The organism is Labilithrix sp., from assembly GCA_019637155.1.
Taxonomy (GTDB): domain Bacteria; phylum Myxococcota_A; class Polyangia; order Polyangiales; family Polyangiaceae; genus Labilithrix.
The window spans coordinates 96,215-109,917 of the sequence record JAHBWE010000010.1; the positions used below are offsets into that span (position 1 = coordinate 96,215).

The window sequence follows — 13,703 nt, forward strand, 5'->3', positions numbered from 1 at the left end:
ACGTTCTGACGTTTTTCTGCATCGTGCGAGCGGGGTGCAGGGGCGCAGCCCCTGCGTTGAAAAAAAAACTCAACATCCGCAGAGGTAGTCGCTGCCCTCGCGGAAGCCGCCGGCGGCGAGGCGGGCGCGGGCGAGGTCGCGGGCGCCCGGGGCGGCGAGGGCGACGATGACGAAGAGGCCTTCGGCGCGAGCGCGGGCGAGTCCGTCGTCGAGGGCGAGGATCGGACGCGCGCGCGCGGTGCGGCCGATCTTCTTCGGATCGATGTCGATGAAGAAGTCGGGGCGCGGGCCGTGCGCCTCGAGCTCGCGCGCGAGGCGGCGGCCGGCGGCGCCCGCGCCCCAGAGCGCGAACGGGCCGGGGAGGCGCGCGGCGAGGTAGCCTGCGCGGAGCTTGCGGTGCGCGTCGGCGGAGTAGCGCGCGTGGCTCCAGGTCAGGCTGCCGGGGTGGATGCGCCAGCGGAAGAGCACGGTGGGGACCTTCGCGATGCCCATCCCCGCCGCGACGATGCGGAGCCACAGGTCGTAGTCCTCCGCGAAGTGCCCGTCGCGGTAGCCGCCGACCGCGGCGAGCGACTCGCGCCGGATCAGCGTCGCGGGATGACAAACCGGCGCCTCGACGAAGATCGCGCTCGCGTGCTCTTCGGCGGTGACGATCCCGTTCTGCCACGCGACGTAGCGCTCCATCCCGGCGGCGGGGGAGCCGAAGAGCTCCACCCGGACCGCGGCGACGGCGAGCGCGGGATCGCGATCGAGCAGAGCGCGCGACGCAGCGAGGCGGCCGGGGAGCGAGACGTCGTCGGCGTCCATCCGCGCGACGTAGCGACCGCGGCACCGCGTCAACCCGACGTTGAGCGCCGCAGCGATACCGACCCCCGGCGTTGTCACCTGAATGACACGTGGGCCGGCGTACCGGGCGGCGATCGCGGCCCCGCCGTCCGTGCTGCCGTCATCGACGAGCACCATCTCGTCCTCCCCCCCGAGATCCGCCCGAATGCTCCCGATCGCCTCATCGAGCGTCCCCACAGCATTCCGATAAGGAAGAAGAACCGAAATCATACCGCCCTACCGCCCAACCGCGCTGCCTACTGCCCAACCGCCCAACCGCGCTGCCTACTGCCCAACCGCCCAACCGCCCAACCGCGCTGCCTACTGCCCAACCGCCCAACCGCCCAACCGCGCTGCCTACTGCCCAACCGCCCAACCGCCCAACCGCGCTGCCCAACCGCCCAACCGCCCAACCGTGCTGCCCTACTGCCCTACCGCGCTACCGTCTTGCCGCCCCGCCGCCGGGGGCCCCAGAAGCGGCCGCGAAAGCGGGCGCGAAGCGCCCCGAGCGCTCCGCGCGAGGGCCGTGTCTGGGGTGGGGGTGTCGGGGGCAAAGCCCCCGACGCTGAATAAGAGATAGCTGGCGCAGCGCGGCGCGAGTTGGTGTAAGAGTTGCCGCCATGATCATCTTCGGGAAATCCAAGCGAGTCGCGACGGGTGTCGCGGTCGCTCTGGTCTCTTCGCTGGTCTTCGTCAGCCCCGCGTCCGCGCAGCCGGCGCCCGCGCCCCCGGCGGCAGAGAAGCCCGCCGATCCGAAGGCCCTCTTCACGTCGGGAGAGAAGAAGTTCAAGGCCGGCGACTACGCCGGCGCGCTCGCCGACTTCGAGGCGTCGAACGCGGCGAAGGCCGACATCGCGACCCAGCGCTACGTCGCGGTCTCGCACGACAACCTCCAGCACTTCACCGAGGCCGTCGCCGCGTACGAGAAGTTCATCGCCGACGCCACCGCGGCGAAGAAGATGAACGACGAGGTCGAGCAGGCGAGGAAGCGCGTCGAGGCGATCCAGGCGACGCCCGGCACGGTGAACGTCATCACCGTGCCCGAGGGCGCCTCCATCGTCCTCGACGGCGCGCAGACGCCGTACGAGAAGACCACGCCGGTCGAGATCCCGCTCACGCCCGGGAAGCACAAGCTCCTCGTCGGCGCGGAGGGCTACGAGAACAGCAGCTACGACGTCGACGTCACGTACGCGTCGAAGCAGGACGTGAAGATCGAGCTCGTGAAGAAGGCGCCCCCGCCGCCCCCGCCGCCCGTGGTCGCCGAGCAGCCGCCGCCTCCGCCGCCGCCCCCGCCGCCTCCGCCGCCCGAGCCGCGCAGCAAGGTGCCGGCGTACGTCACCGGCGGCGTCGCGATCGTCGCGGCCGGCGTCGGCACCGTGTTCGGCATCAAGGCCCTCAACGACTCGAGCGAGTTCAAGAAGAACCCGACCACCGAGCGCGCCGACGACGGCGAGAACAACGCGCTCGTCGCCGACATGATGTTCGGCATCGCGATCACGTTCGGCGTCACGAGCGCCGTCCTCTTCCTCTCGAACGACGCGCCCTCGAGCGCGAAGGCCAAGCTCCCGCGCACGGCGGCCGCGCCCGCGGCGAAGAAGAAGCCGCTCGTGAAGTTCACGCCGGCGCCTTACGTGAACCAGCATGGCGGCGGCTTCGGCGGCGTCTTCCAGTTCTGAGCGCATCATGAAGAAGATCACGATCAAGAAGGTCCTCCCGCTCGTCGCCCTCACCTCCACGATGGTGACGGGCTTCGCCCTCGGCGGCTGCGAGCTCATCGTCGACTTCGATCGCACGCAGATCGACGCGGGCTTCATCGACTCCGGCGTCCTCGTCGACGCGGACGGCGTCGGCGACGGCGCGGTCGTCGGCGACGGCGACGTGCCCGAGACGTCGACCGAGACCGACGCCGGCGACGCAGGCGACGCCGACCCGCAGCAGCAGCAGGACGCCGACATCGAGGACGCCGACTCCGGCGACTGAGCGGGTGCCGGGGGCGTCAGCCCCTCGCGTCGAAGACCTACGCGAGATGTCTCGCGACCTCGTCGACGTCGGCGGGGAGCGGCACCGGCGTGTTGGCGAGGGGGAAGTCCATCTCGGGGAGCTTCTTCTCGTGGTACCCGAGCTTGAACTCGGTGAACTTCAGCGCGGTCGCGGTCGAGACGACGACGACGCGCTCGTTCGCCTTGATGACGTCCTTCGCGCGTAGCTTCCGCGCGCACGCGATCGCGACGCCGGTGTGGGGATCGGCGTAGAGGCCGGAGCGATCCGCGCGCGCGCACGCGTCGGCGAGCTCGGACTCGGTCGCCTGCTCCACGACGCCGTTCATCGCCTCGAGCGCGGCGACGGCGCGCGGCGCGCTCACCGGCGCGCCGATCCGGATCGCCGACGCCTGCGTCGGCTTCGCGGTGACGGACGCGACCTCCCCCGTCTTCAGCGTCCCTGCGGTGTATGCAAGGTACATGGGGTTCGCGTTCGCCGCTTGCGCGATCGCGAGGCGGGGCAGGCGATCGATGACGCCGAGCTCCTTCGCCATCGAGAAGCCGGCCCAGAGCGCGGCCGAGTTGCCGAGGTTGCCGCTCGGGATCACGACCCAGTCCGGCACGCTCCAGCCGAGCTGCTGCGCGATCTCGATCGCGACCGTCTTCTGCCCCTCGATCCGGAGCGGGTTCATCGAGTTCGCGAGGTACACGAGGCCGCGCGCGGCGAGCTCGCGGATGACGGCCATGCAGCCGTCGAAGTCGGTCTCGAGCGCGAGCACCTTCGCGCCGTGCGAGAGCGGCTGCACGAGCTGCGCGACGGAGACCATCCCGCGCGGGAGGAGGACGACGACGGGGAGGCCGGCCGCGGCGCCGTAGGCCGCGAGCGCCGCCGACGTGTCGCCGGTCGACGCGCACGCGATCGCGTTGACCTTGAGCGCGCCGGTCTTCACCGCGTGGTTCACGACGCTGACGAGGACCGTCATGCCGAGGTCCTTGAACGAGCCGGTGTGCGTCGTCCCGCACTGCTTCACGAAGAGCTCGCCGAAGCCGAGCTCCTCCGCGAGGCGGCGCGCGGGGTAGAGCGGCGTCATCCCTTCGCCCGTCGTCACGACGTGCTCGTCCGGGACGCCGGGCGCGACCCACTCGCGCTTGCTCCACACCCCGGACGACGCGGTCGCGCTCCAGCGCCGGTCGAACGTGCTCTTCCATTCGGCGCCGGGCGTCTCGGCGAGCGCGGCGAGGTCGTGTTTCACCGCGAGGAGCCCGTCGCACGTGGGGCAGCGGTAGATCGCCTGCGTGAGCGGGAAGGATCCGTCGCAGCCGCGGAAGCAGCGGAAAACAGCAAAAAAGGGCATTCGTCGTTCCTTGGTGGTCACTCGGGGGACGCCGCGGGGACGCAGCGGAGGAACGGCGTCCCCGACGCGGCGGGGCGGCAGACCTCGCCCCGCGTGCAGTCGGTGTCCTGGCAGCAGACGGCCGCGCACTTCTTCTGGTCGGGATCGCAGAAGCGGCTCGCGCAGTCGCCGTTGCCGTTGCACGCCTCGCCGAGCGGGCGCGTGCCGGAGCTGTCGAAGCACCACTTCGTGTGCGAGCCCGTCGTCGTGAACTCGCCGTACGCGCACGTCGTGAAGCTCGGGTGGAGCGCGGCGCACTGCTCGCTGTTGCAGCACGTGGGCCTGCACTTCTGCGGGAAGCCGCTGCAGTTGTCGTTCATGCACCGCGTCGTGCTGCCGGAGCAGACCGTTCCGGCCTCGAGCGACGCGCCGGGCTCGGGGAGGGCGCAGACCCAGTTCTCGCGCGCGGGCGGCGGCGCCGCGAGGCTCTTCACGCGGCAGAGCGTCTCGCCGGTGCAGTGCTCCGCCGTGCAGCACGTGTCGAGGCAATGGTCGTCGACGCAGAGACCGGAGCGGCACTCGGAGGGCGCGGCGCACTCCGCTCCGGCCGCGCCGGTGCCGAGGCCCTCGCGCTTCGCGCGCGCGGCGGAGACGCAGTAGCTGCCGCCGGTGCCGGCGCCGAAGCACACGAAGCCGTCGCCGCAGTCGGTGCTCGTGCAGCAGGTCTTCGTGCAGATCGCGTCGGTGGTGCTCGCGAGGATCGCGGTGGTGAGGAGGTTGCTCGTCCCGCAGAGGAGGGTCGACGCGCACGGACGCTGGTTGTCGCAAGGCTCGCCGAGCTGCGCGCGGCCGCCGGCGTCGTCGTCGTCGCCGGCCGGGCCGTCGCCGCCGGTGTCGCGGTCCGGCGCCACGTCGCTCGGTCCGCCCTCCGTCGTCACGCTCGCGACGCAGACGCGCGCGGTCGGCTCGCACGTCTGACCTTCGGGGCACGCGCCGGGGAAGCCGGGCTCGCAGCGGAAGTCGGGCGCCGCGCTCGAGACGATGAGCTGGCAGCCGAAGAGGCCGCTGACGAGCGCGGTCGAGAGCGCGAACGCGCGGCGAAGGCGGCGGCTCCGCGTCAAAACCGGAAGCCGCCGACGAAGCCGCTCTTCGCCGGCTCCTTCGTGCGCCCAAAGTAGAGGTAGAGCGTCGCGATCGTCGCGACGACGCCGACGCCGAGCGCGACGTCGGCGACGATCGCCATCGTGTGCGCGCCGTCGGTCTTCGACTGGAGATCGGCGAAGGTGCCGTCGCGGCCGGTGACGAAGCCGTTCGGGCGCTGCGTGAGCGCGAGGATCCCGAACGTCGCGCCGGCGGCGAGGCCGACGCCGGCGATCGCGCCCGCGGCGATGGTCGCGCCGTCGACGCGGCCCTTCGGCGGATCGGTCCGCGCGGGCTCGGCGCCCGACGCGGTAGCGGACGGCGGCGGCGCGGGCGTGCCGGAGGCGGGCGGGGAGGGGGTCCGCGCGGCGTGCTCGCGCTTCGCGCCCTCGATGCGCTTCATGTTGGCCTCGGCCTTCGAGCGCTCCGCGGCGGTGATGCCGTCCATCTCGAGGTACGTCTTGAACCACGCGAGCGCCTCGTCGTACTTGCCGGCCTTCTCGTTGACGATGGCGAGGTTCATCACGAGGTCCTTCGCCTTCGGGTCGAGGCCGCGCGCGACCTCGAGCTCGTGGATCGCCTCGCGGTAGTTGCCGGCGCCATAGAGCTCGCGCGCCTTGTGGAAGTGCTCCTGCGCCTTCCGCTGGTCTTCGGCGGAGACCGCGCCGCCGGCGGGCTGCGCCACGGCGGAGACGGGGGCCATGGTGAGGACCGCCACGAGGAAGAGAAGCCGACGCCAGCGCGTCATTCCGCGAGGATACCTCACTGTAAGGCCGAGCGGAGCAGCGCGTTTCGTTCTTTGCGATGACGAAACCGCTCCTCCTCTCGACGCTGGCTCTGGTCTCTGTCACCACCGTGATGTTCGCTGCGGAGCGCGAAGCGAGGGCGGACGAGGCCACCATCGCGGTCGCCGTCCCGCCGGGGCGCTTCAGCGATCCGCCGCCGCCCGAGCCCATCCGGGCCGACGACGGTCTCATCGCGCGCGAGCCGGAGCTGTATCGTTCGTTCCTCCGCCTCACGCTCGGCCCGACCGCGCTCACGACCGGCAAGGGCCTCGGCTACGGCGTGGGCCTCGGCGCCGACATGGGGCAGGGCTCCGTCGGCGCGCGCCTCTCGGCCGCGTGGCTCCGCGGCGAGGGCAAGAAGGACGACGGCACGAGCACGCCGACGGGCGACTCGGTCGGCATTTACAGCGGTGAGATCACGCTCGACCTCAACAAGCGCGGCCGGATCCATCCCATCATCGGGATGGGCGCGGGTGTCCTCCACGTGAGCCGCCCCGATCATCGCAGCGGCTTCGCGGGCGTCGGCACCGGCCGCTTCGCGCTCGAGTATGCGCTCGGCCTCGACGACGCCGACGTCCGCGTCGGCGCGAACCTCACCGGCGGCCTCATCGGCCCGATCGACGACGAGATCCGTGGCCTCCGCGGCTACGTGCAGACCGGCCTCCACCTCGCGATCGGGTTCTAGGCTTGGCTTGTTCGAGAGGGCTCTGCCCTCTCGAGCTCTCCCGCCGGGGGCCGTCGCGCGGAGACGCGCTCCGCGCCCCCGGGCCCCCCGAGAGGGTACCCCCCGCGCTGTCGTCTCGGGCTCTCCCGCCGGGGGCCGTCGCGCGGAGACGCGCTCCGCGGCCCCGGGCCCCCCGAGAGGGTACCCGGCGCTGTCATCTCGGGCTCTCCTGCCGGGGGTTGTCGCGCGAAGGCGCGCTCCGCGGCCCCGAGAGGGCACCCCGGGGTTGTCCGGTCGAGTGAGCGGGGGGGCGCGCTAGAGTGGTCGGTGATGAGCAGGATCGATGATGCGGTTCGCGAGATTTGTCTTGGCGCGCGGAGGGCTGCGCGCGCGGTCGCGCCGCGGAGCACGGCCGACAAGGACGCGGCGCTCGAGGCGATCGCGCGGGCGGTGGAGGCGGCGGCGCCTTCGATCCTCGCCGCGAACGCGGCCGATCTCGAGGAGGCGCGGGGGCGCGGGACGAGCGGCGCGATGCTCGATCGCCTCACGCTCGACGATGCCCGCGTCGCGGCGATCGCGCGCTCGGTGCGCGAGGTGGCGGCGCTGCCGGATCCCGTCGGCGACGTCGTCTCGAAGACGCGCCGTCCGAACGGCCTCGAGGTCACGCGCGTCCGCGTCCCGCTCGGCGTCGTCGCGATGATCTACGAGGCGCGCCCGAACGTCACGGTCGAGGCGAGCGCGCTCACGCTCAAGGCGGGCAACGCGGTGGTCCTCCGCGGCGGCTCGGAGGCGGCGCGCTCGAACGCCGCGCTCGCGGCCGCGATCGGCGACGCGCTCGAGGCGAGCGGCTTCCCGCGCGCGGCGGTAGAGGTGCTGCCGTTCACCGATCGCGACGCGGTCCGCGCGCTCGTGCAGCAGACCGACTTCGTCGACCTCGCGATCCCGCGCGGCGGCGAGGCGCTGATCCGGTTCGTGACCGAGAACGCGCGCGTGCCGGTGGTGCAGCACTACAAGGGCGTCTGTCACCTCTTCGTCGATCGCGGCGCCGACGTCGACCGCGCCGTCGCGATCGTGCGGAACGCGAAGACGAGCCGTCCCGCCGTGTGCAACGCGCTCGAGTGCCTCCTCGTCGACGCCGCCGACGCAGCGCGCCTCCTCCCTTCGATCGCGGCGGCGCTCGCGGACTGCGAGCTCCGCGGCGACGAGCGGGCGCGCGCGCTCGTGCCGTCGATGAAGCCCGCCGCCGACGACGACTGGGGACGCGAGTTCCTCGACAAGGTGCTCGCGGTGAAGGTCGTCGACGGCCTCGAGGGCGCGCTCGCGCACGTGGCCGACTACGGCTCGGGCCACACCGAGGCGATCGTGACGCCGCACGCGGCGCACGCGGAGCGATGGCGCCGCGAGGTCGACGCGGCGTGTGTCGTCGTGAACGCGTCGACGCGCTTCCACGACGGCGGCGAGCTCGGCCTCGGCGCCGAGATCGGCATCGCGACGAGCCGCCTCCACTGGCGCGGCCCGATGGGCCTCGAGTCGCTGACGACGATGAAGTGGATCGTCGACGGCGACGGCCAGACGAGGGCTTCCTAGCAGGCGGCAAATCCTTGGTTGACGGGGGGGCGGGGTCGGTCGACGATCCGCTCGTGGCCGCAAACAAGAAGCCCGGGGGCGGGGATCGCCCGCTGATCCGTTCCTCGCATGGCGGAGCTACGCCGCGTTCCTCCGGCGGGCCGGGCGCGAAGAAGAAGGCGCGCGCGTCGCTGCCGGGCGTTCGACCCGCGCGCGCGACGGCCCCGCGATCGCGGCGCGAGGGCGCGGACACGGGCCCGAAGAAGGCGCGCCCGCCGGCGTCGCAGGAGCCGAAGTCGCTCGGCGCTTCGGCCCCGCGCGCCGCGTCGCCGGTCAGCACCGCGAGCGACGAGGCGCGCGCGCTCGCCGTCCTCGTCGCGACCGCCGCGATCGAGAAGAAGGCCTCGGGCCTCGAGGTGATCGACGTCGCCGGCCGCGTCGACTACGCGGACTTCCTCGTGCTCATGTCCGGCCGCAGCGACCGCCACGTCACCGCGCTGTCCGCCGCGATCGAAGAGGCGCTCCGCAAGAAGAACAAGCGAGCCCTCGCGGTCGAGGGCCTCCCGCACGCGAGCTGGGTGCTCATGGACTTCGGCGACGTCGTCGTCCACGTCTTCCAAGACGACGCCCGCGCCGCCTACGACATCGACGGCCTCTGGATGGACGCCCGCCGCGTCCCCGTGAGTCTTTCATAGTCGGGCCTTCGCCCCTGCTCGCAGCCGTGCTCGCAGGCTCGCCGCCGGCGAGCCCCCGGGACCCCGCGCAGGCCGCCGGCGAGCCCCCCGGGGCCCCGCGAAAGCGGCCGCGCCAGCGGTTGCGAAGCAACCCTCGCGCGAAGCGCGAGGGCCGTGTTCGCGGGGTGGGGGTGTCGGGGGCGAAGCCCCCGACCATGAATGCTAGGCTCGGCGGGCCTTGCGTCAAGTCGACTTCAATGACCTTCCGCGCACCAGTCGCGAGCGCTTCGTGCGGTCGTTGGTGTCGGTGTCGCCGTCGGCGGCGCCGATTTGTCGGCGGGTCTCGAAGGCGCGGAGCCCCGTCCTCTGGTACCTGCTGCTCATCCTGACGCTCAGCGCGATGGTCGTCGGCGTCCTCCATCAGTTCGGCGCCTCCGCCGCGCCGGTGCAGGACCGGCGCTGGCTCGGGTTCTACGTCGCCGCCTGCGGCCTCATCGGGCTCGCGCTCTCGATGTTGGGGCGGCGGAGCGCGCTCCGGGGCTCCCTCCCGTTCGCGCCTGGCGTGTACGTCTTCCCGCTCGACCTCGTCGACGCCCGTACGCGCGAGCTCGAGCTCTACCCGCTCTCGGACCTCCAGTCGATCGACCCGGTCCATCACACGAAGGGTGGAAAATACACGTATTCGACGCTCTGGTTCGCGTTCCCCGAGAAGTCGTTCGTCTTCGAGATCAAGGGGCAGGACCAGGCCGAGTCGCAGCTCGCCGCGGTCCAGAGCTCACGGCAGATCCTGCTCCAGGCGATGGCGCGCGGCGACCTCTCGGAGCTCCTCGCCTTCGATCCCTTCGCCGACGCACGGGCGCGGAACTTCCTGCCGACGAACGACTTCGGGCTCCTCGCGAAGGGCCGCCCCGGCTGGACGCGCTTCATCTGGGCGATCACGCTCATCTGCGGGCTCGTGTTCGGTGTCGCGACGTGGCGGCTCCGCAACTGGCAGAGCGATCAGCGCGTGTTCGCCCGCCTCGAGGCGCACCCCGAGGTCGCGCTCGCGGAGGCCTACGTCCGCGGCGGCGGGCTGCGCTCGCCCGAGGTCTCGAGCACGATCATCCCGAAGGCGAAGCTCGCGGAGGCGAAGAAAGAGAAGGGCGGGCGGCTCGTCGAGGAGCTCGACAAGTTCCTCAAGGCGTACCCGAAGTCCGGCGTCGAGGCGGAGGCGCGCGCGCTCTTCCGCGACGCGCTCCACGCCGAGTTCCTCGCGCAGACCACCGTGTCCGGCGTCCGCGCGTTCATCGCCCGCTACCCCGACGCGCCGGACGCGTTCCAGGGACAGACGAAGATCCGCGACGTCTACGCCGAGACGCGCGCGACGTTCAAACAGAAGCAGAGCACGTCCGACAAGAACGTCGTCCCCATCATCGAGTCGATGCTCACCTGGGCCGAGGAGCGCCCCGTTCCGTTCGACGTCCGGATCCGCCGCCGGAACGTCGCGGGCCTCGCCGCCGCCGACCGACTGCTGGCGAAGGGGCTCCTCGACGACGACGGCGCGCCCGCGCCCGGCGGCGCCGCCGAGGTCACGCCGCTCTTCGCCGGCGAAGGAGGGAAGGCGCGCGACGCCGCGATCGTGCGCGGGATCGAGCGCGCCTTCCACGCCGTGTTCCCCGCCGACGTGTTCCCGCTGAAGGTCGGAGCGTCGATCGACGAGGCGACCGCCGCCGAGCTCCCGCCGCCGCCGAAGCCGCCGTTCCCCAACGTGCCGTCGCCCACCCTCGTCGTCGACGTCGACGTCGCGTGGTCGGGCGCGACCTTCCTCTCCCGCGACACGAAGCGGCGCTACCTCGGCGTCCAGGTCAAGGTCGACGTCCTCATCCAGGTCCCGCAAGACCTCCGCGTCCTGACGTTCTCGCTGAAGGCGACGCCGCCGGAGACGCTCCCCGTCGACTGGATCTCCGGGCTGCCCGGCTCGCTCCCCGGCGCCCCGCTGCCGCCGCCCGGCGACGACGGGTTCGTGTACGACGCGCTCATCGTGAGCGCCTTCGAAGAGACGGCGGGACCGAAGCTCGTCAGCCTCCTCCTCGCCGCGCCGCCTGCCTCCTCACGACTGTGAGGGGGCCTCTTTCTTCTTCGCGATCAAGAACGCGAGGCCGACGCTGATGAAGTAGAGCGCGATGAGGGCGCTCGAGACCGCGATCTGGCTCGAGATCTCCGGGCCCGGCGTGACGAACGCGCCGACGACGAACGCGCCGACGATCGCGTAGCGGCTGAAGCGCACGAGCTGCTGCGGCGTCACGATCCCCGCGAGCGACAGGAAGCCGATGAAGAGCGGCAGCTCGAAGACGAAGCCGAACGCGAGCAGCATGTGCTCCGCGAAGTCGAGGTAGTACTCCATCGTCGGCTTCGTCGTCAGGACGACGCCCGACTGCGAGCCGACCTCGCCGAGGAGCGAGAAGAAGAACGGGAAGCTGAACGGGAGCGCGACGTAGTACGCGAACGCGACGCCCGACGTGAACAGCGTCGTCGAGAAGACGACGAACGGGATGATGTAGCGCTTCTCGCGCGAGTAGAGGCCCGGGCTGATGAACGCCCAGAGCTGGTAGAAGACGATCGGCGTCGCGAGGATGACCCCGCCGACCAGCGCGAGCTGCATGTAGTTCACGAACGCGTCGGCGGGCGCGAGGGTCTGCAGCTCCGGCTTCTGGCCCGCGGCGACGAGCTCGGGGAACCGCTCCCCCCACGCCTTCGCGTACGGCACCATCAGCCAGTCGAGCAGGAGCTGGCGGTACGCCCAGCAGACGCAGGCGCCCGCGACGAGGCCGATCGCGGCGCGGCCGAGGCGCTTCCGGAGCTCCCCGAGGTGCTCCCAGATCGTCATCTTGACGTCGTCCTCGGGCTCGTCGTGCTCGCTCGTCTCCGCCGTCGTCATGACGCCTCCGCCTCCGCCCGAGCTTCGGTCTCTTCGGGGGCCTCGGTCTCCTCCGCGGGGGGCAAGGGCGGGAGCTCGGCGTCCTCGTCGCCGAGGAGGTAGAGCGCGTCGCGTGCGAGCGGGCTCTTCGGGAGGCCCTCCGCGTAGACGATCGCGTTGTCGGGGAGGCAGCCGTACGAGTCGGCGCCGTCGCGCGGGTACTCGCGGTCGCGGAAGACGTTGAAGTCGTCGCCGCGCGCGTAGTCCTCTTGCGCGATCGGCTTCGGCGCGTCGGCCTCGACGCGGGCGGCCCGCTGCACGGCGTCGAGCTCGCCGCGCGCGAGCTTCCGGATCTCCGCGATGTCGTCCGCGAGCCCCTCCGAGCGGAGCGCGTCGTCGATGCCGGACTGCGCGCGGAGGTCCGCCGCGGCGCGCCGGATCTTGCCCGCCCACTGCCCGAGCTTCCGCAGCATCTTGGGCAGGTCCTTCGGGCCCATGACGATGAGCGTCACGAGCACGACGACCACGAGCTCCGAGAAGCTGAAGCCGAACACGCGATCAACCTAGCACCTTCTTCGTGCCGGGTGGCCTCCGCCAGTCGGGCCCGCTAGCCTCGGGCACCGTCATGGCCGCTCCCGTCGCGCTCCAGGGGATCACGCCGGCCGCGCTCGCGCGGCAGCTCCCCGCGCTCACGCTCGACGAGGCGCGCCGCGTCGTCTCGCAGGTCCATCGCGACGTCGATCCGCAGACGCCGAGCTCCGGCATCCGCCGCTCGTCGCGCGAGGAGGTCGTCCGCGCGGGCCACGTGCCGTCGCTCGCGATCGCGGCCGAGCGCGCGAGCAAGGTCGACCCGTTCGTGAAGTACGCGCTCGCGACCGCGGACGGGCACGTCGTGGAGACGGTGCGCATCCCGCTCGAGGCGAAGGGCCGCTTCTCCGTGTGCGTGAGCTCGCAGGTCGGCTGCGCGCTCGCGTGCACGTTCTGCGCGACGGGGCGGATGGGCCTCCAGCGCAACCTCGAGACGTGGGAGATCGTCGAGCAGGTGCGCGTCGTCCGGCGCGGCCTCCCCGCCGGGACGCGCGTGCACGGCGTCGTCTTCCAGGGGATGGGCGAGCCGATGGCGAACCTCGATCGCGTGCTCCACGCGATCGAGGTGATGATGGAGCCCTCCGCGCTCGCGATCGACGCGCGCGCGATCACGGTCTGCACGTCGGGGCTGCCGAGCGGGATCCGCCGCCTCGCGCAGGCGGCGCCGAAGGTGCGGCTCGGCCTCTCGCTCGGGTCCGCGCTCACGGAGACGCGGCGATCGCTCATGCCGATCGAGCGATCGCACGCGCTCGCGGACGTGCTCGACGCGGCGGCGGAGCACGTCGCGCTGACCGGCCTCGCGCCGATGTTCGCGGTCACGCTCCTCGCCGGGGTGAACGACTCCGCCGCGCACGCGCACGCGCTCGCCGACGTGATCCTCTCGTTCCGCGAGCGGACCGGGAAGTCGCCGCGCCTCAGCGTCATCCCGTACAACGGCATCGGCGCGCCGGACCCGTTCGCGCGCGCCGCCGACGACGTCGAGGCCGCGTTCCGCGACGTCCTTCGCGCCCGCGGCGTGTTCTCGCACAAGCGCTACAGCGGCGGCGCCGACGTCGACGCCGCCTGCGGCCAGCTCGCGGCAAAAGACGGGCCGCCACAGTCGCGAAGCGAAGTCCCCGACCTCGAGAAGGGGCCCCAGAAGCGGCCGCCCCAGCGGGCGCAAAGCGCCCCGAGCGCGCAGCGCGAGGGCCGTGTCTGGGGTGGGGTGTCGGGGCGAAGCCCCGACGTTGAGAAATGACGCGCGCGTGCTTCG

Annotated in this window: 13 protein-coding genes; 7 read left to right on the forward strand and 6 right to left on the reverse strand. The window is 72.2% G+C overall.

Features of this window, described 5'->3' with window-relative positions; all coding sequences use genetic code 11:
- Positions 1-69: 69 nt before the first annotated feature.
- On the reverse strand, positions 70-1,056 hold the full coding sequence (locus KF837_21910; GenBank protein ID MBX3229992.1) for a glycosyltransferase: 987 nt from the start codon (positions 1,054-1,056) through the stop codon (positions 70-72).
- Between the two features lie 389 nt (positions 1,057-1,445).
- On the opposite strand from KF837_21910, the gene KF837_21915 reads away from it, so the two are divergent.
- Both KF837_21915 and KF837_21920 read left to right on the forward strand, forming a co-directional pair.
- Positions 1,446-2,501, forward strand: coding sequence for a PEGA domain-containing protein (locus KF837_21915; GenBank protein ID MBX3229993.1), 1,056 nt, complete (start codon positions 1,446-1,448; stop codon positions 2,499-2,501).
- Positions 2,502-2,508: 7 nt separating this feature from the next.
- Entirely contained in the window at positions 2,509-2,805 is a 297-nt protein-coding gene (locus KF837_21920) for a hypothetical protein (GenBank protein MBX3229994.1), read from the forward strand.
- A gap of 37 nt (positions 2,806-2,842) precedes the next feature.
- On the opposite strand, the gene thrC is transcribed toward KF837_21920, so the two are convergent.
- The 3 genes from thrC to KF837_21935 are packed head-to-tail and all read right to left on the reverse strand — an operon-like array spanning position 2,843 to position 6,026.
- Entirely contained in the window at positions 2,843-4,159 is a 1,317-nt protein-coding gene (thrC, locus tag KF837_21925) for a threonine synthase (GenBank protein MBX3229995.1), read from the reverse strand.
- Positions 4,160-4,176: 17 nt separating this feature from the next.
- Positions 4,177-5,259 carry a hypothetical protein gene (locus tag KF837_21930; protein MBX3229996.1) on the reverse strand — a complete coding sequence of 361 codons (1,083 nt, stop codon included), beginning with the start codon at positions 5,257-5,259 and terminating at the stop codon, positions 4,177-4,179.
- Positions 5,256-6,026: a tetratricopeptide repeat protein gene (locus tag KF837_21935; GenBank protein ID MBX3229997.1), complete on the reverse strand. Its 771-nt coding sequence runs from the start codon at positions 6,024-6,026 to the stop codon at positions 5,256-5,258. The genes KF837_21930 and KF837_21935 overlap by 4 nt, the downstream gene beginning before the upstream one ends.
- A 56-nt stretch (positions 6,027-6,082) precedes the next feature.
- Here KF837_21935 and KF837_21940 point away from each other — a divergent pair, with 56 nt between their 5' ends.
- The 4 genes from KF837_21940 to KF837_21955 all read left to right on the forward strand — a co-directional run bounded on the left by KF837_21940 (position 6,083) and on the right by KF837_21955 (position 11,068).
- Positions 6,083-6,748: a hypothetical protein gene (locus tag KF837_21940; GenBank protein ID MBX3229998.1), complete on the forward strand. Its 666-nt coding sequence runs from the start codon at positions 6,083-6,085 to the stop codon at positions 6,746-6,748.
- Positions 6,749-7,057: 309 nt separating this feature from the next.
- Entirely contained in the window at positions 7,058-8,314 is a 1,257-nt protein-coding gene (locus KF837_21945) for a glutamate-5-semialdehyde dehydrogenase (GenBank protein ID MBX3229999.1), read from the forward strand.
- A 53-nt stretch (positions 8,315-8,367) separates the two neighbouring features.
- A complete protein-coding gene (gene rsfS / locus KF837_21950; GenBank protein MBX3230000.1) occupies positions 8,368-8,988 on the forward strand; it encodes a ribosome silencing factor in 621 nt (206 codons plus the stop codon).
- Between the two features lie 217 nt (positions 8,989-9,205).
- Entirely contained in the window at positions 9,206-11,068 is a 1,863-nt protein-coding gene (locus KF837_21955) for a hypothetical protein (GenBank protein MBX3230001.1), read from the forward strand.
- Here the strand turns inward: KF837_21955 and tatC are convergent.
- Both tatC and tatB read right to left on the reverse strand, forming a co-directional pair.
- Positions 11,057-11,884 carry a twin-arginine translocase subunit TatC gene (gene tatC / locus KF837_21960; GenBank protein ID MBX3230002.1) on the reverse strand — a complete coding sequence of 276 codons (828 nt, stop codon included), beginning with the start codon at positions 11,882-11,884 and terminating at the stop codon, positions 11,057-11,059. The two genes, KF837_21955 and tatC, sit on opposite strands and share 12 nt — an antisense overlap.
- Positions 11,881-12,417, reverse strand: coding sequence for a Sec-independent protein translocase protein TatB (tatB, locus tag KF837_21965; GenBank protein MBX3230003.1), 537 nt, complete (start codon positions 12,415-12,417; stop codon positions 11,881-11,883). The genes tatC and tatB overlap by 4 nt, the downstream gene beginning before the upstream one ends.
- A gap of 71 nt (positions 12,418-12,488) precedes the next feature.
- Between tatB and KF837_21970 the strand changes: the two genes are divergently transcribed.
- On the forward strand, positions 12,489-13,688 hold the full coding sequence (locus tag KF837_21970) for a radical SAM protein (protein ID MBX3230004.1): 1,200 nt from the start codon (positions 12,489-12,491) through the stop codon (positions 13,686-13,688).
- Positions 13,689-13,703: the final 15 nt, after the last annotated feature.